The sequence below is a fragment of the Christiangramia lutea genome (genome assembly GCF_022489035.1).
GTDB classification, from domain to species: Bacteria; Bacteroidota; Bacteroidia; order Flavobacteriales; family Flavobacteriaceae; genus Christiangramia; species Christiangramia lutea.
In genome coordinates this window covers 100,693-121,761 of sequence record NZ_JAKVTV010000004.1, presented here as the reverse complement: position 1 = coordinate 121,761, position 21,069 = coordinate 100,693, and the positions used below count along the sequence as shown (strand labels likewise).

Annotated in this window: 14 protein-coding genes; 7 read left to right on the top strand and 7 right to left on the bottom strand. The window is 37.7% G+C overall.

The window, feature by feature from the left end:
• Nucleotides 1-50: 50 nt before the first annotated feature.
• A complete protein-coding gene (argS, locus tag ML462_RS12600; protein WP_240714170.1) occupies nt 51-1,829 on the bottom strand; it encodes an arginine--tRNA ligase in 1,779 nt (592 codons plus the stop codon).
• Nucleotides 1,830-1,939: 110 nt separating this feature from the next.
• On the opposite strand from argS, the gene ML462_RS12595 reads away from it, so the two are divergent.
• The gene (locus tag ML462_RS12595) at nt 1,940-2,365 is read left to right on the top strand and encodes a hypothetical protein (protein ID WP_240714169.1); all 426 of its coding nucleotides are present in this window, start codon (nt 1,940-1,942) and stop codon (nt 2,363-2,365) included.
• Between the two features lie 105 nt (nt 2,366-2,470).
• Nucleotides 2,471-3,103 carry a MarC family protein gene (locus ML462_RS12590; protein ID WP_240714168.1) on the top strand — a complete coding sequence of 211 codons (633 nt, stop codon included), beginning with the start codon at nt 2,471-2,473 and terminating at the stop codon, nt 3,101-3,103.
• Here the strand turns inward: ML462_RS12590 and ML462_RS12585 are convergent, their stop codons facing one another.
• A complete protein-coding gene (locus tag ML462_RS12585) occupies nt 3,104-3,307 on the bottom strand; it encodes a hypothetical protein (RefSeq protein ID WP_240714167.1) in 204 nt (67 codons plus the stop codon).
• 70 nt (nt 3,308-3,377) lie between these two features.
• Here ML462_RS12585 and ML462_RS12580 point away from each other — a divergent pair, with 70 nt between their 5' ends.
• Together ML462_RS12580 and ML462_RS12575 are read left to right on the top strand one after the other, a co-directional pair.
• Nucleotides 3,378-4,814, top strand: coding sequence for an SDR family oxidoreductase (locus tag ML462_RS12580; protein ID WP_240714166.1), 1,437 nt, complete (start codon nt 3,378-3,380; stop codon nt 4,812-4,814).
• A gap of 25 nt (nt 4,815-4,839) precedes the next feature.
• Nucleotides 4,840-6,348, top strand: coding sequence for a BCCT family transporter (locus tag ML462_RS12575; protein ID WP_240714165.1), 1,509 nt, complete (start codon nt 4,840-4,842; stop codon nt 6,346-6,348).
• Nucleotides 6,349-6,378: 30 nt separating this feature from the next.
• Here ML462_RS12575 and ML462_RS12570 read toward each other — a convergent pair whose 3' ends face one another.
• Nucleotides 6,379-7,869 (bottom strand): M61 family metallopeptidase, encoded by a 1,491-nt coding sequence (locus tag ML462_RS12570; RefSeq protein WP_240714164.1) that lies wholly within the window; start codon nt 7,867-7,869, stop codon nt 6,379-6,381.
• 399 nt (nt 7,870-8,268) lie between these two features.
• Here ML462_RS12570 and ML462_RS12565 point away from each other — a divergent pair, with 399 nt between their 5' ends.
• The gene (locus tag ML462_RS12565) at nt 8,269-10,752 is read left to right on the top strand and encodes a right-handed parallel beta-helix repeat-containing protein (protein WP_240714163.1); all 2,484 of its coding nucleotides are present in this window, start codon (nt 8,269-8,271) and stop codon (nt 10,750-10,752) included.
• 57 nt (nt 10,753-10,809) lie between these two features.
• Here ML462_RS12565 and ctlX read toward each other — a convergent pair whose 3' ends face one another.
• Both ctlX and ML462_RS12555 read right to left on the bottom strand, forming a co-directional pair.
• Nucleotides 10,810-11,736, bottom strand: coding sequence for a citrulline utilization hydrolase CtlX (gene ctlX, locus ML462_RS12560; RefSeq protein ID WP_240714325.1), 927 nt, complete (start codon nt 11,734-11,736; stop codon nt 10,810-10,812).
• Nucleotides 11,737-11,748: 12 nt separating this feature from the next.
• Nucleotides 11,749-12,660 carry a dimethylarginine dimethylaminohydrolase family protein gene (locus ML462_RS12555; protein WP_240714162.1) on the bottom strand — a complete coding sequence of 304 codons (912 nt, stop codon included), beginning with the start codon at nt 12,658-12,660 and terminating at the stop codon, nt 11,749-11,751.
• A gap of 272 nt (nt 12,661-12,932) precedes the next feature.
• Here ML462_RS12555 and ML462_RS12550 point away from each other — a divergent pair, with 272 nt between their 5' ends.
• Entirely contained in the window at nt 12,933-14,150 is a 1,218-nt protein-coding gene (locus tag ML462_RS12550; protein WP_240714161.1) for a glycoside hydrolase family 2 TIM barrel-domain containing protein, read from the top strand.
• Complete coding sequence (locus ML462_RS12545; protein ID WP_240714160.1) at nt 14,140-17,928, top strand: glycosyltransferase; 3,789 nt, start codon at nt 14,140-14,142, stop codon at nt 17,926-17,928. The genes ML462_RS12550 and ML462_RS12545 overlap by 11 nt, the downstream gene beginning before the upstream one ends.
• A 50-nt stretch (nt 17,929-17,978) precedes the next feature.
• Here the strand turns inward: ML462_RS12545 and ML462_RS12540 are convergent, their stop codons facing one another.
• Together ML462_RS12540 and ML462_RS12535 are read right to left on the bottom strand one after the other, a co-directional pair.
• Entirely contained in the window at nt 17,979-19,262 is a 1,284-nt protein-coding gene (locus ML462_RS12540) for a citrate synthase (RefSeq protein WP_240714159.1), read from the bottom strand.
• A gap of 257 nt (nt 19,263-19,519) precedes the next feature.
• Complete coding sequence (locus tag ML462_RS12535) at nt 19,520-21,064, bottom strand: glycogen synthase (RefSeq protein WP_240714158.1); 1,545 nt, start codon at nt 21,062-21,064, stop codon at nt 19,520-19,522.
• Nucleotides 21,065-21,069 lie beyond the last annotated feature (5 nt).

Below are 21,069 nucleotides of genomic sequence, written 5' to 3'. Positions count from 1 at the left end.
GTTCAGCTTGATGAAATATCAAATTTTGCACTTTTATATCTAACTTCCTGTTACATTCTCTCCGGAACCTCGATCCCAAGTAATTTAAATGCCGACTTGATCACGTTAGCCACAAGGTTAGAAAGCTGTACTCTTAAAACTTTTTCAGCTTCATCTTCAATTCCTAAGATCTGAACATTCTGATAAAAAGAATTGAATGATTTTACCAACTCATAAGTGTAATTAGCGATCAATGCAGGTGAATGATTTTCAGCTGCCAGCGCTACAGTTTCCGGGAATAGTTGTACCTGCTTGATCAGTTCTTTTTCCTTTTCATGGAAACTGAAATCTTTAGAAAGCTCTGCAGAGATATCAAAATCGGCTTTTCTTAGGATCGATTGAATCCTTGCATATGTATACTGGATGAAAGGCCCGGTATTTCCCTGGAAATCTACCGATTCTTTCGGATCGAAAAGAATTCTTTTTCTTGGGTCAACTTTCAGAATATAGTATTTCAAAGCACCAAGACCTATGATCCTGTAAAGCTCCTCTTTTTCAGCATCGGTGTAACCGTCTAGTTTTCCTAATTCCTCAGAAATACTTTTAGCAGTTTGAGCCATTTCTTTGATAAGATCATCGGCATCTACCACTGTTCCCTCTCGAGATTTCATTTTCCCCGATGGAAGATCCACCATTCCGTAGCTAAGATGGTATAAAGCATCTGCCCAATCATATCCAAGCTTTTTCAGAATCAGGAATAGAACCTTAAAGTGATACTCCTGCTCATTCCCAACCGTGTAAACCATCTGATTGATATCGAAATCGGCGAATCTCTGAATTGCTGTTCCAATATCCTGCGTCATATAAACGGCCGTACCGTCGCTTCTTAGGACGATCTTTTCATCAAGACCTTCATCACTTAGGTCTATCCATACACTTCCATCCTCTTTCTTGAAGAAAACACCATCTTCAAGTCCTTTCTGCACATTATCCTTTCCTAGAAGATAAGTTTCACTTTCGTAATAGTTCTTATCGAAATCAACGCCAAGTGCATCATAGGTTTTATCAAAACCGTCATACACCCACTGATTCATGGTAGACCAAAGTTTAACCACTTCTGGATCGTTGGCTTCCCATTTTCTAAGCATCTCCTGGGCTTCCATAAAAATTGGAGCCTGAGCTTTAGCTTCATCTTCGCTCTTTCCTTCCTCTTTAAGCTGGGCGATCTCTTTCTTGTATTCCTGGTCAAACATTACATAGTAATTCCCAACCAGCTTATCGCCTTTTAAACCTGTAGACTCTGGAGTTTCACCGTTCCCAAATTTTTCCCAGGCTACCATAGACTTACAAATATGTATTCCACGGTCGTTGATCACCTGAACTTTATAAACCTCATTCCCGGCAGCTTTCAGGATTTCCGAAACAGAATATCCTAAAAGGTTATTTCTAATATGCCCAAGGTGAAGAGGCTTGTTGGTGTTAGGTGAAGAATATTCTACCATGATCCCGCTGACATCAGACTGCGGTAGTAAAATTCCAAAATCCTCTCTATCCTTAACCTTGTTAAAGAAATTGATATAATAATGGTCACTTATAACAATATTCAAAAATCCCTGAATAACGTTATAAGCGGCAACTTCTTCAACTTCTTCTTCAAGATATTTCCCAATATTTTCAGCCAGTTGAGCCGGATTGGTCCTGATCTGCTTCAACATAGGAAAAACCACCAAAGTAATATCGCCTTCAAAATCCTTACGGGTAGGTTGAAATTCGATATTTTCAGGTTCTACCTCGTAATGCTTGTGGACGGCTTCTTTAACTTTTGTCGCCAGAATTTGTTCAATATTCATCTTCCTATGCTTTTAGCGTATTTCGTTTAATAAAGTGCGCAAAGATAAAAAGAATTGAAGTTTCAGGAGGCAGGCTTTGCCCTCAATTGCTTATATTTAAGAAAAAAGCTATGCTAGTTAATATTTCATATAATCGGCCGGCGATTTCCGAAAAGATCAATCATGAAGTCGGCAAACCTTTTACGCTATTCGAAAGAGTAAAACTAAAAGGCACAGGTTCCCCGAAACTACTTATCACGAACACGAGTATTGACATTCACAATCTTCTTGTTTTAGACAATAATGCCAATGTTTGCAATGTGGAAATGCGGAGTAATGGAATCATCGTTATGTTCAGGTCGATATTAGAGACTTTCGCCCTGGTGATTCCATATTATAAACTTAAAATATATAAAGGAAAAGCCGAAGAATACAGTATTTATAAAGACCAGCATTTTATAAAAGTGAAGGCAGATAAACCTGGGATACACAAGTTCTTTCAAAAGATAATAGATTATAAAAACGATAACGCTCCCACCCAGATCGAAGACCTTTAATCTTCTATTTACAATTGTTGAAATTTCATACGATTCTTTAACGCAAAATTGACCTGCTTTTAATTCACAAAAGCAATTCCTGAAGCAATTTTGCGAAAAAAAATAATGGAATTATTCATCTATGTATTTGCAGCCCTTTTCTCGGTAATCAATCCGCTGGGCACAGTTCCTATCTTCGTTGGTCTCACTAAAGATGATTCTAAAGCCGAAAGGTCTAAAACCTCGATCTTAACAGCGATAAACATTTTTGTGATCCTGCTTATAAGCTTTTTCACAGGTAGATATATCTTAAATTTCTTTGGAATAAGTCTTGACTCCCTGCGAATTGCTGGCGGACTCATTATTACCACTTCCGGATTTGCTTTGCTTACCGGCTCTTTTTCCAAACATAAAGGGATGGATAAACCGAAAGTAAAGGAAGATGCTTTTCAAAGAGATGGAGTTTCCCTTACGCCTCTTGCAATTCCCATGCTTGCCGGGCCCGGGTCTATTTCATTTTTAATAGGTCTTTATCAGGAGTATGAGGCCTGGAACGATAAATTAATTGCGGTTGCCGCCATTTTTTGCGTATGCCTTGCTACACTTCTAGTCTTAAGATGTTCTCCCTACATTGTAAGCATGCTTGGGGCTTCTGGAATCAATGCTATTTCAAGAATTATCGGCTTTATAGTAATTGCAATTGGGGTAGAATATATAAGCTCTTCAGTAATGAATATTTTAAACAGCCTGTTTAACTAATTAGCGCTTTCCAAAAGCCAGGCCTCCAACAAGAGAAAGTAATCCGAAGGCTATCATCGCGTAAGATTGCGTATTGTCTCCATGTGCCTCGACCTGTAAGGGACCAGCGTCTATAGAAAATTCAGGTGTTATCAGGTTATATAGACCATACCCTATAAGTCCCACACCAATGATCAAAAGGACAATTTTCAGCACGTTATTCATTTAATAAAGTTTTATTAATCGGTGGTGAAAGTAAGAATTAAATTTCTAATTTGATATTCAAACCTTTTAAATGCGCATATTACTTACCGGTGCCAACGGCTATATAGGAATGAGGCTTTTACCCCAATTACTGGAACAGGGGCATGAAGTTGTTTGCGCGGTTAGAAACAGGAACAGGTTCACCTCGATGGATGAACTTAAGCGTAAGGTGGAGATCGTTGAGCTTGATTTCCTAAAAGACACTTCGGCACCAGATAAGATCAAGGATATAGATGTAGCCTATTATCTAATTCACTCTATGACTGCCTCTACCAAAGATTTTGATAAAAAAGAGGCCGAAGCTGCAAAGAATTTCAACCGGATGATGGCTGAAACTTCAGTTAACCAGGTCATCTATCTCAGTGGAATCATTAATGAAGAGAAACTTTCAAAACACCTGAAATCCAGAAAAGCAGTTGAAGAAATTCTCTATAAAGGCGACTTCAATGTAACTGTATTAAGAGCAGCAATTATAGTGGGTTCCGGTAGTTCTTCTTTTGAGATCATAAGGGATCTATGTGAAAAATTACCGGTTATGATCACACCAAAATGGGTGAAGACCAGATCTCAGCCTATCGCAATCAGGAATATTATCCAGTACCTTACCGGGGTTATAGGAAATCAAAAATGCTATAATGAATCTTTTGATGTTGGAGGGCCAGATATTCTCACCTACCAGGAAATGATGGAACAATATGCCGAAGTGCGCAGATTAAAGATCTGGATCATAGGCGTTCCTTTCATGTCTCCTAAATTAAGTTCCTACTGGCTCTACTTCGTAACCTCAACATCCTACAGACTGGCTCAAAACCTGGTAGACAGCATGTCAGTTGAAGTGATCACCAGGGATACCCGATTAAAGGAAATTCTGGACATTGAATTAATCCCTTATAAAGAAGCCATCCGACTAGCCTTCTATAAGATCGAACAAAATGAAGTGCTTTCCAGTTGGAAGGACTCATTAAGCAGCGGGAGGTTTAGAAAGGAATTGAATAAATATGTACAGATTCCCAAATATGGTTGTCTCCAGGATAAAAAATCGATTAAAGTTGAAGATCCTGAAGAAGCATTAGAAAGAGTCTGGGCCATTGGTGGTCTTACCGGTTGGTATTACGGCAACTGGCTTTGGAAGGTTAGGGGATATATAGACAAACTTTTTGGCGGTGTTGGGCTAAGACGTGGAAGAACTCATCCTAACAAAATAAACGCCGGAGATTCCCTGGACTTCTGGAGAGTTCTATTAGCCGATAAGGAAGAAAGACGCTTACTTCTTTTCGCTGAAATGAAAGTACCCGGAGAGGCCTGGCTTGAGTTTAAGATCGATGACAAAAACGTGCTCCACCAAAATGCGACTTTTAGACCAAAAGGCTTATTAGGCAGGGCTTACTGGTACGCGATGTATCCATTTCACTATTTCATATTTGAAGGGATGATCAATAGAATTGCCAAGGGAATTAAAAAGACTTAGATTTATAAAGTAAGAATCAAAAGTCTTGAAGCACGAATTTGATCGTTTTATAAATAATTCCGTATTCTCGATCTCCGCGATCGTGCTTATATTTAGTTCTGTTCTCATTTTCATATTTACAGACGAGTTTTATAATAGTATCGAAAGGGTTTCGCTTTGGATAAGAGAGTATTTCGGCAGTTTTTACCTCTGGTTAGGTTTAATTTGTGTACTCTTCCTTTTTATACTCGCATTTTCGAAAATCGGAAGAATTCGATTGGGTAACTCTCCACCTGAATTCGACAGACTTTCCTGGATAGCCATGCTATATTCAGCAGGGATGGGAGCAGGCATACTGTTGAGAGCTGTCCAGGAGCCTGTCTTTATGTTTTTGAACCCTCCCATAGAAACAGGCTCTGAGGCCGAAATCATTTCTCTGGAATACACATTCTATCAATGGGGATTCACTGCCTGGGCCTTCTACGGATTATTTGCGCTCGTTATAGGCTATTCCATTTTTGTTGAAAAGGCTGATGTTAGGTTAAGCTCAGGATCCAGATTTTTTAGAAAAATAAGCTATCTACCTTTATCTATAGATATACTTACCATTCTTACAACCGTAATAGGCCTGGTTGCGGCGATCGGGCTGGGAACTACCCAAATCGAAGGTGGAATTAGTCACATTAAATCCTGGGAACCGGGCAATTTATTACTGAATATGGGTCTGGTTCTCCTTATCTGTTCCCTGGCATTTATCTCGGCCTGGGCAGGTGTTAACAAGGGCATCAGAAGGATTTCGAACTGGAATATTTATGCCGCCATAACCCTGATGCTGTTTGTTTTGCTTTCGGGAAACATCCAGAATATCTTCCTTAATTTCTTTAATTCACTTTACAGGTATATCATCGATTTTATCCCCCTAAGCCTGGCCCAGGGAGATTTTAACCCGGGAGTTAAATTTCTAACCAACTGGACCTATTATTACTGGGCTTTCTGGCTGGCGTGGGCGCCATTCACGGGAATCTTTATTGCCAGAATTTCAAAAGGAAGAACAATAAGAGAGATGATATTTGGCGTTTTATTGATCCCGTCTTTGGGTAGTTTTTTCTGGTTCAGCGTATTCGGAACCTCAGCATTCGAAATGATAAGTGAATGGCCATCTTACCAAAACGAATTCGATAATGTATTTACCTCGCTTTTTGTTTTCTTCGAAGCTTACCCCCTACCAATAGTGACTAGCATAATTATTATACTTTTACTAATCAGTTTTCTGGTAACCTCTGCAGATTCAGCGATTTTTGTTCTGAGCATGTTCACAGATCACGGAAAACAGGAACCTGAAAAGAAGTACCGCCTGGCATGGGCTATTTTGATACTTATCTTTTGCGAAGCAATAATTGTGCTTGGGCAGGTGAAACCAAACTCTGATGTTCTAACCGCCATGCAAAAACTTCTTATTATCACCTCGCTCCCATTTGCTTTTTTTACGGTATTAATTATATTTCTTTTCCTGGCACAAGTCTTATCCAGACCTGGAAAGAAATCTGAAAACTAATTCTGAAATTGAGATTGCGTTTTTGGATAATCATTCAAGGCTACCCAAAAATCCCTCCCATATTTCAGCCTGTAATTCAGACCTTTCCTCACGCACATTGATGCTTAGATTTTCTCCTTCTTGAATTACTTCTGCTCCAGCATATTTCAAATATGGATCGAGATGAATGGTTTTAGTTCCGGATAAATAAGTGTCAAAAAAATCATCGAATTCTTTAAAGCCAAGGTCCATGATATGCTTCTTTAGAGTGGAGTTATCAATTAATTGATCGGTACCAGCATATTCCTTAAACAAATACCTCATCAGGTCGTCAAGGCTTTTTTCGTTTGAAGAATTATGTCTTATCATCATATCTGAAGCAATTCCGGCAAAAAGTCCGCCGCCATAGATCAACCCCCAATGATTATCTTTTGAAAAACCATCTGCTGAAAATACCGGGCTTTTCTCACCTAGCCCCGGGTCGTTAATGTAACGCTGAAAGAACAGGTTATTAAGCATTGTTTTATACCCGGCTTCATCAATAAAACCAACCTGGTTAAGTCCTTTTAGAGTATAATAATTGGAAACACCCTCTTTAAACCAATCAGATCTGGTCCCTTCAAACCGAAGACTCTTACCATTCCAAAAATGAAAGAATTCATGAGCAAAGATAAACCAGCCAATCATTTGGGCTTGAGGCTCTCCATCTGCATCCATGAACATGCTAATATGATTTCCAATTACCTCGCCATCGGTCTTATCGTTTTCGGTGATGATCACCAGGCATTGATCTAAGCTAGTTCCCGAGGCAGGCTCTGGAATTCCACCCATGAGCTTTATATAATAATCCAGAAGCTGATTGGCAGTGTTTACAAGTTTTTGTTTTTGCTGGCTAAGAGTTTTTCCCCCAAGAACAAATTTCAAGGTAAAGGATTCCCTATTCATTAATATTTCATCATGAGTTCCCGCGAAAAGAAAAGATTCCTGCAGATCTTCCAGGTTAGTAATTTCAAAATAATTTTCTTCACCGTCCTTTTCTCGCCAGGGAGTACTGATTTTGGAGCCTTCAGGAAGTTCAACACCAACCTTTATTTTTTTCTTGTTCCTACCGTTCATCACAAAAAGAGCCCTTCCGGAGGTCATAATACCATAATCCCTTTTATAGGCAACGCCATCTATTCCACCGGGCCATTCCCTTTCTTCATGGTCTACATGCAGCTCATATTTTACTTTAACACGATCTCCAGCCCGGACATTCCTCAGGACCCATTTTGCAGAATCCTGAAACTGAGTATTCACTAACTGCTCACTATTGTCAGTTACCCTAAGCTCCTTAACATAGTCTGGAAAATTTCGCCATTTCGAGCTATTCTGACTCATATATAAAACTGAATCTTCAAGCGTAAGATTAGCCGTAACAGCAATAACACCTTTTTCAATTGGGCTATAGGTTAAAAGATAATTGTCATGTTGTTGGGAATAGAGAGAATGAAAAAAGGAAATAAAAAGTATCCCCAGGGATAAATTTCGAAAACTGACCATGATGATTGATTTTTTAATTGATGTACAATTAATGACTATCAGATTTTCAATCTGTTACAGTAATCAATTCATCATGAAAGAAAAATAAATAAAATTCATTTCTACAGGAATAATTGTCGAAACATAGCCTTTTTTTTATCGATTAAGAGCGCTTATATCCCAAGAATAACTTTTCCTAATGATTTCTAAAATTTCAATAATTAGAACAAATGACAGATTCCTGATTTCCTGCATCTTACTAACACGAACGTGTATATTCTTAAATCTTTTATCAGAAAGATGTATTTCATCGATTTTATTTGTATTTAATCGTTCATATTGTTTAATTGCACTGAAATTGAAACAGTAAGAATAAATCAGCCCCGAAACGATTTATCCTTGCACCCCGAAAAAATCTATATGAACCCTGCTACCTACTCTTCGGTATCTTTTGGTACCGGCACTATATTGAAGTATGTATGTTTTTTGATGTTTATGGCTCTTTTTTCAGCCTGTTCAGGAGACACAGATGACCTGGAAATTACTGAAGAAGAGGTAATTAACGAAAACAACCTTGCCCAGAAAGAAGATCGAAAATTATCGAAATTCAAGGGTATATTCGCAACTAATAACACCAAGTACAGGGGAACATTTTTTCTCGAAGTTCCTAAAAACATTGAAGATATATTCGCCGGCGACCCCGAAGCTATTGGTACTCTAACGCTTTCCACCGGTGAAAATTTTGATGCTGAAGTATCACAAATCAAACAAAGTGAAGGCATCACTAAAAATTCAGATGTCCTGGTTCAGTTCGATTCAGAAGACTTTAGTTTCAATTTTACTGTAGATGAAAATAACCAACCAGTTATTTCTGATGTAGTTTTCAAAAACCAGGATGGCTCGATCGTAGCATCTGAGGAAACAAATTCTAATACGGTTACACCAGTGACAGGCACCTATAAATGTACCAATTGCCAGGACCAGGATTCTCCCTTAAATGGTATCATTCTTAACAACCAAGAAAGAACCTTTAATATGCTACTTACAACCGCTGATGGTACTACCAGTATCGATATCCAGGCTTTGGTTGTGTCGCTTCAGGAAACTGAAGTTATCTCCCAGCAAAAATGTACTACAAATTCAGATTATACCTTTTGTTCTTATGGTAGTGGAATTAATGGAACCAATGATAACCTTGTTTGGTCTGGAGTTCATCGCTACACCTCAACAGGTGCCAATGGAAGCAGTTGCGCGACGCTTGCAGGGAATTTTGCTTTACAATATGAGAACTTTGGGAGTATAGAAGGAGAATTTAAAAGTGACAGCTCCTGCCCTAACAAAACCTATTTTATTAGTAGTACCGGTGTCGATAGTAACACAGGTCTATCTCCAGACGATGCCTGGAAAAGCATAGAGAAGCTAAATGAAATTCAATTTCAACCTGGAGATCAAATTCTCTTTAAAGGAGGCGAAGAATTCAGCGGGAATTTAAATTTAGATTCAGAAGATGCAAACAACAGCGCCAACCCGGTTTTAATTTCTTCTTACGGAGAGGGAAGAGCTAAAATCAAAGCTGGAAATGACACTGGGATCTATGCCTATAATACATCTGGTATTAAAATAGACAATCTAATTATTGAAGGAAGCGGGATGCATACAAACAACAGTTCAGGAATCTCATTCTACAATGATCTTTCTGGTGATGTGAAACTGGATTATGTTGAGATCACTAATTCTGAAGTTTATGGTTTTAAAGAATTCGGAATCGTAATTGGAGCCTATAATGGGAATTCCGGTTACACCAATGTTTTGATCGAAAACAATAAAGTTCATGATTGTCTTGATGTGGGAATTTCATCATATGGAGAATTCTCATCCTCAAAAACCGGTTATGCCCATTCCAACATAACGGTTAGAAACTGTGAGGTTTATAATATTGAAGGCTACAGCAAAGGAAAACATTCTGGAAACGGGATCCTTTTATCCGATGTTCAGAATTCGGTAATTGAACACTGTACAGTATACAATTCAGGTAGCGGAAATACAAGTTGCGGTGGACCGGTTGGAATTTGGTACTGGGATGCAGATCAGGTTACAATTCAATATTCAGAAGTGTACAACATGAGTTCCGGTTCTGGATGTGATGGCGGCGGATTTGACCTGGACGGAGGAGTTACTAACGGGGTGATGCAATACAATTATTCCCACGATAATGATGGAGCTGGTTTTATGGCTGGTCAGTTTACAGGGTCACGACCTATGAAGAACATTATCATTCGATACAACATCAGTGAGAATGACGCGGCTACGAATGGAGGAAGTGTTTACCTGTTCAATGGTAACAATGGAACTATGAGCGATATTTATGTTTATAACAATACCCTTTATCTAAGTGAAAAAAGCTCAAATCAAGGTTCTGCGAACATCAAGTACACACCCTGGAAGGCTTTGAAAAATAATATGAATTTCTACAACAACATTTTATTTGCTTCCAATGGAGCTGATCTTATCAACATTCCAGAAGGCTATGACGGTTATTTCGCCGGGAACCTTTACTATTCTTCTTCAGATTTCAGTATTAAATATAAAGGCTTAACCTATACTTCCCTGGAAGATTTTAGAAGTACAGGTAATGAGTTGCATAATGGAACAGATTCAGGTTTTGAGGGTGACCCTCTCCTAAATAATCCAGGAAACGGTGAAACCATAGGTTATGGAAATAATATTTCCAACCTGAATGCATACTTATTACAGTCTGCATCACCTGCTAAAAATGCAGGTATAGAAATAAGCGATTCTGGTAGCAGGGATTATTTTGGAAACATAATTTCGGGCTCTTCAGACGATATTGGTGCCCATCAGGCAGACACTACAATTAAATCAAGTGAAGTTGCTTTAAAATAGGATATAAAAAAAGGTGATTTTTAATGATCACCTTTTTTTAATTATAATTCTGGAAATTTAAGCTTTCGGAAGAAATACTTCGGCCATCATACATCTGGCACTACCTCCACCGCAGGTTTCAATAGTTTTAATTTCTGAACTCAGGATCTGGCAATGCTTCTCGATCCTGGAGATCTGGTCTTCTGTAAGACTTCTGTGTGCCCTGGCGCTCATTACCAGATACTTTTTGCCTTCACCGCCCTGAACCTGGAGCATATTACCAGCAAATTCATGCATCTGTTCTTCTGAAATGGAGATGATCTCCTTCTCATCCATTTTCAGATGCTTTACAACATTTTTCCGCTCCTTCTTATCATCAATAGTATCCAGACAGATCACCGTAAATTCATCAGCAACACACATCATCACATTGGTATGATAAATAGGAAGTCGTTTATCGTCTACTGTCTGGTAAGCGTTAAAGATTACCGGGGTAAACTCGAAATCTTCGCAGAATTCAATTAAAAGATCTTCATCTGCTCTTGGAGAAATGGCGCAATACGCTTTTTGATTTACCCTATCCAGAATTAGGCTTCCTGTTCCCTCCAAAAAAACATCATCTTCTTCGGCGATTGTATAATCTACAATGTCTGAGATCTTAAATCCGGCCTCTTCCAGTTTTGCAAAATATTCCAGTCGGCGTTCCTTCCTTCTGTTTTCAGCAAACATTGGATATAAGGCAACCTGGCCATCTTCATGAAATGAAACCCAGTTATTCGGAAATATAGAATCTGGAGTGTCATCTTCAGGCACATCGTCCACGACAACCACGTTTACGCCTACAGACCTTAATTTATCAACAAACAGGTCAAATTCCTGAGTAGCGATCTCATTAATATCATCGCCTTCTAATTTAGTTTGAAAATAATTGTTCACTGCGGTTTGTTCATTCATTCTGAATCCAACCGGTCTCACCATTAAAATAGTATCTGTAATCTGCCTCATCATCTAAAATTTTTATTCTCTAATTAGGGGTAAAGTTGAACATCTTAAAAGACCTTCCTGTTTAGCTATTTCAGCATATGGTACTTCTTCAACAGTTATTCCTTGTGCTCTCAGCCACGTATTTAGTCTGGTAAAGCCTTTTTCTGAAATCACTACATCCTCGGAAATAGAGAAAATATTTGAATTCATATTATACATCTCATCTCTTGTGATCTCATAAACATTCTCCTTTCCGAAGAAATTTACCAGCCACTCATATTCCTCTTCAATAAGAAAACCTCCCTTATAGATAATGGCTTTGTCTTTTCCAACAGGCTGAAAACAACAATCCAGATGAAGGGCATTATCTTTTGCAATTTCATTAGACTTTTTTAAGCTGAATGAAACCACCTTTTTCTCAGGAAAAATTTTCTCTAAAGCTTCTACAGCCTGCCGGTTTGTTCTGGCTGTAATAAAATCTTTATAATCCTTCCCTTTATATGTACCTACGAAAATATAATCACCCAAGGGCATAACATCACCGCCTTCTATATGTGCTGCCTCAGGTAAAGTAATGATCTTTTCAGGGTCAATTTTATTAAGAACATGATCTATGGCTTCAATCTCCTGATCTCTGTCTGGGAGGATATTGGATTTAATGAATTTATCATCGATCACAAATGCAATATCCCTGGTAAAAATCTGGTTATAGTCTTTTATTAATTTAGGACGGAAGACCTCAACTTTATACTTCTTAAGAACTTCTGCGACGGCCTCCATCTCCTTAACCATATCTTCTTCCTTAGGATATGTTCCAGCCTTGATATGCTCTTTTGACTTTGGGTCATATGCCTCTTCCAGAGTTGGAATAGGACCAATACTCTCAGCTGTACCTAACACAACAGCCTTGAGCCTTGAAGTTTCATTGGTTATATGTAAATTCATGCAATAAATTTTGGCAAAGATAATAAAAGGCTTTACCCAAGCGTGAGAATATACTGAAGAAAAGTTCTCCTTTAAATATTCCTTTCCAACTGAAGTTTGAGTGAGCTCACTCTGTATATTTAAGTATACTTTAATATCTTAGGCCCGTCTAATCTACATTTTGGGGTAAAATCTATTTTCTGAAAGAACTTGGTTTAAAACTTTTATTAGCGTCACTTCTGGTTGTGGTGCTTTCATGTACAGATGATAAATGCGAAAATCATTCTGCCACCGTGCATATTGAAAAAACTGAGGAAGGTTATAGCCTTATCCGAAATGGAGAAAAGTTTTATATTAAAGGAGGTGCAACTAATGCCGAATACCTGGAAGAATTAAAGGCTGCCGGCGCGAACACCGCCCGAATCTATGACACCCTTTATTTACAGAGAACTCTTGATAAGGCGCATTCATTAGGCCTAATGGTTGTTGTGGACATTCCTATTCCAAAATATTATAATAATCTTAAATATTATGAAGAAAGGGAATACTTCCTTTTAGTAAAGGAAAAGGTTAAAAATTTAGTAGAAAAATATTACGATCATCCGGCTTTGCTCTATTGGAATCTGGGCAACGAAATATACTATCCCTATATTTATAAATCTACCAACTTCTTCTCTAACTATAATGAGTTAATTGATCTAATACATGAAATAGATCCTAATCATCCTGTTAGCACCAGTACTATTGGAGCCAATAAATACAGAGTACTAACCATTATAACCAAAAGTCCGCAATTAGATTTTATCTCTTTTAATGCCTTTGGAAATTTAAGTCGTTTTTCAGATTTATTAAGTCCAATTTCACCGATATGGGATGGACCACATGTGATCACGGAATGGGGAGTAAATGGTCCCTGGGAATCAAATTTCACTTCCTGGAAGGCACCTATAGAAGAAACCAGCACCAAAAAAGCTCAACTAATAAAAGAACGATATAATAATTACCTGGAACCTATTAAGAAGAACGGTTCGTTAGGAAATTTCGTTTTTTATTTCGCACATAAAATTGAATCTACTCCAACCTGGTATAGCCTTTTTAAAGAAAACAAACTTAAAACAGAGGCGGTATTTGAGCTTGAAAATATCTGGAAAGAAACAAACAGAATTTATAAAGGTCCCCGTTTGGATTATATATTGCTAAATGAACTTGGAGCAAATAAAAGTATAACCTTATCTCCAGATGAAGAAGTTAGAGCTGAAGTCTTTCTACCAGGTAACTTTGATCAACAACTTCAATATCAATGGGAGTTAAGACCCGAATCCTGGTATAAATCCCATGAAAGTAAAGTCTTAACAGAAATAGATTTTAAGAAGGATGAAAATATTGTAAAATTTAATGTTCCGAAAAAGGAAGGTCCCTATCGCCTATTTGTTTATCTGACCAATGAAACCGAATATTTTGCCACTGCAAATATTCCGTTTTATGTTCTAAATCCGAGTGATGAGGAATAATATTAAAGCCCCTACTACTAATGAGAATAGGGTAATCAAGTTTTTAATTTTACTCGGTATCGTTAGTATCCTGAATTTTCTATATTTTTTCCTGGATCGGGAATCCTGGGGTAATACATTCTTATTCATTCTACTTTCCATTAGTCTTTTTTATGGGATCCTTAAAAAAATTTACCTGTGGTACAATTATTCCAACATTTCAATTCCCAAAAAACCGGATAAAAAACAGGACTTCACGGTAGATGTTCTTACGACTTATTTTCCAGGGGAACCTTATCAAATGATAATCACAACCCTGGAGGCTATTATTAAAATTAAATACCCCCACGAAACTTTTTTATGTGATGAAGCAAATGATCCTTACTTAAAAGATTTTTGCAAAAGCCATGGAATCCACCATGTAACCAGAAATAACCGCGTAGACGCGAAAGCAGGGAATATCAATAATGCCCTAAGAAAAGTTGCTAAAGGAGATATCACCGTTATTCTGGACCCAGATCATATACCTGATCCAGATTTTCTTGATCAGGTAATTCCCTATTTCTCAGACCCGGAAATAGGATTTGTACAAACAGTCCAGGGATATTATAATATTAAAGAGACCCTGGTTGCCAGAGGAGCGGCTGAACAAACTTTCCAGTTCTACGGTCCCATGATGATGACACTTAATTCCTATGGAAGCGTAAATGCAATAGGAGCAAATTGTGTTTTTAGAAGATCCGCCTTGGATAGTATTGGAGGACACGCACCTGGTCTTTGCGAGGACATGCATACAGCTATGAAGCTGTATTCCAGGAATTGGAAGGCAGTATACCTCCCAAAGATTTTAGCCCAGGGATTAGCTCCTTCTAACCTTACCAGTTATTTTAAGCAACAGCTGAAATGGGCCAGAGGAACTTTCGATCTATTATTTAAGGTTTACCCTAAACTTTTTAACAAATTTTCTTTACGCCAAAAAATTCATTTTGGCATTCTTCCCCTTCATTACCTGAGCGGCCTGATCACCTTATTGAATTTTATAATTCCAATCATTTCTCTGTTATTTTCCATTACACCCTGGAAAGGAAACGTTATCGATTTCGGTCTGGCTTTACTCCCAATGGTTGGAAGTTCCATATTAATTAGAACGTATATTCAAAAATGGGTTATACAGAGAAAAGAAAGAGGCTTTCATCTTATTGGCGGCTTGCTGGAAATTAACACCTGGTGGATCTATTTATTAGGATTCTTCTATACGATACTGAACAAGAATATACCTTACCTCCCCACGCCAAAGGAAAATGAATTTGCGACGAACTACAGGATTATTATTCCAAACTCAATTGTTGCTCTTATTTCCGTAATTGCTGTTTTCATTGGTCTTTCCAATGACTACACCCCTTTCACCATGGTAATGTCTGGCTTCGCTATATTCAATGCGATTATAATGCTATTAGGCATTTATCTAACAATTAAAACCACGAATGAAAATAATATACTCCGAAACAATTTAAGGAAAGACCTTGTTGCTAAACTTAATTCATTAAGAATTAAAACTCTTAAAGCTGGAAATTCTCTTTTTACGGTTACCAGATTTACAGCATTACCAATATTGCTTATTGTCCTGATAACCTCCGTTTGGCTGAAACAACAAAAGGATGGTAAAAGATGGGATGACATATCCGCACAGTATTATCAACCTGAATCTGGCTCTTATCTGGGAATATATCATCCAGACCGAGACACCGGAGTAGTGAATCTATCTGAAATAAAGAAGATCGAGAAAGAGCAGCAACTTGATTTTAATATAATTTCCTTCTACCTCTCATGGGACAAGAATGCCAAAAATAACTTTCCCGAGAAGTTATTAAAATCTATTAAGGCCGAAAACGCTATCCCAATGATAACCTGGGAGCCCTGGCTTAAAGAAAAAAATACTGAGAATTCTAGAAAGGGGCAGGAAAGTATTCTTAAACGCATTGCTAATGGAGAATATGACTCTTATATCAATACCTTCGGAAAGCAGTTGGCTGAATTCGATGAACCGGTATACCTTCGATTTGCTCACGAATTCGACAACCCTCAATACCCCTGGAGCAAGACAAAAGGAAATCTTGAAGAGGAATTTAAATTGGCCTGGAAACATGTATATAATCTCCTGAAATCTCAGGGAGCATACAAAATAATGATGGTATGGAATCCATGGAAATTTGAGAATATGAATAAATTTTATCCTGGTGATGAATATGTTGACTGGGTAGGGTTCACTCTTTTGAATTACGCTAAGTTAAATAAGAGAGGCAAAACTGTTGCCTTCGAAAAGCTTTACAAGGAATTTCATGATAAATTATACTGGTTCACCAGAAAACCAGTGATGCTGGCAGAGTTTGGCTCTGTTAAATCTTCAAATTCGAATGAACAATCTAATTGGCTAAGAAATTCTTCAGAAATATTACGCAATGAATTTGAGGAAGTTAAGGCTGTAGTGATGTTCAACAGTGCTTATGATAATAATATACCGGAGGGGAAGGTTTACCTGGAAGAATATATCGATTGGACTACAGATTCTATAGGTCTGTTTTCAGAATACCAAGGTAGTATATCTTATAGGAAGCCCGATACTAGGAATCGAATTAGCACGAATAATCGTTTAAAATTTAAAAAATATCCCAGAGGAGTTCGATATAAAAAAGGCTTGAACTGGAAGGATAATTATTATGTTCTTAGTAGGAAAACTTTGCTCAAGGATTTCAGGCTGATGAAAAAGGTTGGAATAAACACCATTCTCTATCCTGGTGGGAACGTATACGATCATAATACCCTGAAATACTCTCAGAGAAACAATATAAATATCATGTATGACTTTCAGACCTTTGAGCCTGTTGATTTCATCAATAATGAAGCAGTAGTAACGGAAATGGAAGAAGAAATACTTGAAAAAGTAAAAAACTTAAACAATCATGAAAATATAACCGGATACTCATTTAATCTTCGGCTGGAAGACTATTATAATAAACCATTACTATTTGAACAGCAACAGGCGATGGTCGACTGGTACACGCAATTATTCCCTAAAATAAAACTTTACTCGCCTTCTACACCGGTAGTGTTAAATATTGAATTAAATTCTGAAACCAGATATATACTTAGTGAATTGAACAAATACGTACCGGCAGATTATTTTGGTTTGGTAGTTAGGGATACTGCATATCTTGATAAAACCATAGATTTGGCTACTAAGGAAAAAATACCACTTCTAATAACCTCGATTTCGCCTGAATTTCTGGATCAAATTAACATAAACCAGTCTACCGCGATACTAGAAAACTGGCAGGATGAAAGATTCACCAATAAGTTGAGTTATGATGGTATGCTAGATTTTGAAGGCAGAAAAAAGAGCAATCTTCGTACTATAAGTGAAAATTGGGGTAAAAATAACCTCACAGAATCTGAATTAAAACTAGGTATTCTAAAACCTGCGGTACCACTCCTGGCAATCGGGAATGAAAAAGCCACCTATCACGCAGTGTTATATTTTAATAATAGCTGGCATCATGAAAACAATCTTGATAAAGACCTTCGCTATGAATGGACCTTAATAAAAACTGACACATTCTCCAACCCCCTAGCTTTGAAAAAACTAGGTAACGGTCCAAAGATAACATTAAACGTGCCTCAGGATTACGAAAATTACAGGTTGCTACTTACTGTAACCTCCCCTGCTGAAGAATATGTTTTAAGAAAACTAATCTCTTTGAATATTCCACTTAAAACGAAAGAAGTTGATGATGATGAATAAAAAAAGCCGCTTCTGATGAAGAGGCTTTTTTTTATTAAATAGATTGAAAATTATCTATTACCTAGCGGCTTAAACTCTCTATGATTTTCACCGGTATAAATTTGCCTTGGCCTACCAATTGGTTCCTTTTTTAATCTCATTTCTCTCCATTGAGCAATCCACCCTGGAAGTCTACCAAGTGCGAACATTACGGTAAACATATCAACCGGGATCCCTAATGCACGGTAAATGATTCCAGAATAGAAATCTACGTTTGGATATAATTTTCTCTTCACGAAATAGTCATCTTCAAGGGCTTGCTTTTCCAACCCTTTAGCTATATCAAGAACAGGATCCTCTATTCCAAGCTGACCAAGAACTTCGTCAGCAGATTTCTTAATAATCTTAGCACGCGGATCGAAATTCTTGTAAACACGGTGTCCAAAGCCCATTAAACGGAAAGGATCTTCTTTATCCTTAGCCTTTTCCATAAATTTCTTGGTATCCCCACCGTCTTCCTTAATATTTTCAAGCATTTCAATCACCGCCTGGTTAGCTCCACCATGAAGTGGTCCCCAAAGCGCAGAAATACCTGCTGAAAGAGAGGCAAAAAGACCAGCATGAGATGAACCTACCATTCTTACTGTAGAAGTAGAACAGTTCTGCTCATGATCTGCATGCAGTATTAAAAGCTTATCCAAAGCATTAATCACTGCTTTATCCACACTATAGGTCTTATTTGGCTTTTCGAACATCATTTTATGGAGGTTCTCTACATAACCAAGATCTTCATCTCCATAATTCAACGGAAGGCTATTTTTCTTTCTAAGGGTCCAGGCTGCAAGTACCGGAAATTTACCTAATATCTTAACGATCGCTTTATACATGTCTTCTTCTGAAGACACATCAACAGAAGATGGATTAAAAGCAATCAGGGCACTTGTAAGCGATGAAAGAACCCCCATTGGATGGGCAGATTTAGGAAATCCGTCAAGGATCTTTTTCATTTCCTCATCTACATGGGACTGCTCCTTGATATCATTTGTGAACTTCTCTAACTGCTCCTTGTTCGGTAATTCTCCAAAGATCAGAAGATATACTACTTCAAGGAAATCTGCTTTTTCTGCCAGATCTTCAATAGCATATCCCCGATATCTCAAAATACCTTTCTCACCGTCCAAAAATGTGATGGCACTCTCACAACTTCCTGTATTCTTAAATCCAGGATCCAAAGTAATAAGACCTGCTTCTCCGCGAAGTTTTTTAATATCAATCCCTATTTCATCTTCTGTTCCTACGGTAATGGGAAACTCATATTTCTTTCCGTCAAATTCGAGTGTCGCTGTTTTAGACATATTATATATAGTTCTTTTAGATTAATTTTTAAGGATTGCTAAAATACGAAATTTAGTGTTAAAATAATTTTAAGCTTAGTAACGAAATATCAGAAATAGCCCGATTTTGTTCAGTTTTCGTGAATTTTAACTTTATTATACCAAAAAGTTAGGCTTGTTTTAATAAGATAGGCTGAAATATGGAAAAAATCTTGAGCCTTATATATGTTATCTATACAGGAATAGGTAGCATCAAGAGATTTGTAATTGGAAACAAATTATTTTACCAAGTATAGATATTGATAATATTTTTCAACAGATTTCTTCCAGGTAAATCTTTGCTCCTTTGCATTAGATGATATCTTATTCCATTTTGCTCGGTCTTGAAAATAAAGATCTACAGCATCAGAAAAAACCTTGATGAAATTCTGAATTTTTTCGTCAGTTGTTTTTCCATCGAAACTGAATCCTGTTATATTGTGTTTTACTGTATCCTTAAGGCCTCCCGAACTATGAACAAGACACGGCTGACCATTTCTCATTGCCAGCATCTGACTTATTCCACATGGTTCAAACTGGCTTGGCATTAAGTACAGGTTCGATTCCTGGTATAACATATCAATGATACTCTCTGACTGCGCATTGATAAAAATGAAATTCTTATGATGATAACTAGCCTCTCTGAATATCGATTCATATTCGGGAGCGCCGGTCCCAAGTAAGATATAAATGCCATTCACTTCTTTCAGCTTATTCATAAGTGCTGGAAGCAATTCGGGATCTTCCCGAAAAAAGAAAAACTTCTGTTCGGTAAGCCGGGCTACACTGGTACAAATAAAGTCTGGTTTATGTTCTTGCCAACGGGTTATCTTCTCGCCTGTATGCGCCAGGTAATGTGCCTTATAATCCTTTTTTTCTTCCTGTAACCATCGGAAGAGTCTTCTTACACATTGCCTAAGTAGGATTCCTTTTTCTACCTGAATAAAACCTTCGTAAGATGCACCATTCAGGATTCCGAATAATCTTCCTTCCTTTTTGGCAATTCTCAAGTCATCTTCAAGTCCTTCCCCACCTATAAAATGTGGAGGATCACTTGACTTCTGAATATCTTCCATATAGGAAGGTGAAACTGTATGCACTGCATCAGAAAGTCTTATACCTACCGCCATTAGGTTGATACAATCTGTATATCGATGGTCGTACAACTGTTCACGGTCAAATTCTATATCCGGAAAAAATGCCTGGACAGAAGAATAATTATTGTCGAACGGCCTTATCCCCTGGATTGCCAGGTTATGAATCGTATAAACTATTCTTATATCTTTCAATATTTCAAACCTGGGATTATACTCTCGAAGGAAAAGTAACATGCTGGTATGCCAATCATGAAGATGAATAATATCAATTTTTCCGAAGACTTCTTCCCTGATGGCCGCGGCGACCGCGGTACAGAATAAAGAAAATACATTCGCATCTGTATAAAATGGTTGATCGGGATCATTAAAATAGATGTGTGCAATATCGCCAGCCTTTATATCCTCGTGGTGAAGCACAAAATGCTTTATGCCATTAATTTGCTTTTTCCCTGCTATTTCATAAATCTCGCCATTATGAGGAACACCTCGAAATACAAAATGAATATCTGTGATCTTCGTTGCTTCAGAAAGATGAAGCCTGGAATAGGAAGGAGTAATAATATTAACCTGGTCTCCCCTATTAGAAATTTCCCGGGGAACGTCACGAACAACGTCTCCCATTCCTCCTGCCTTGCATCGGGAGATACCATCGTTCTCGGCAGCTACGAATAAAAAATTTGTATTCAAGAGGT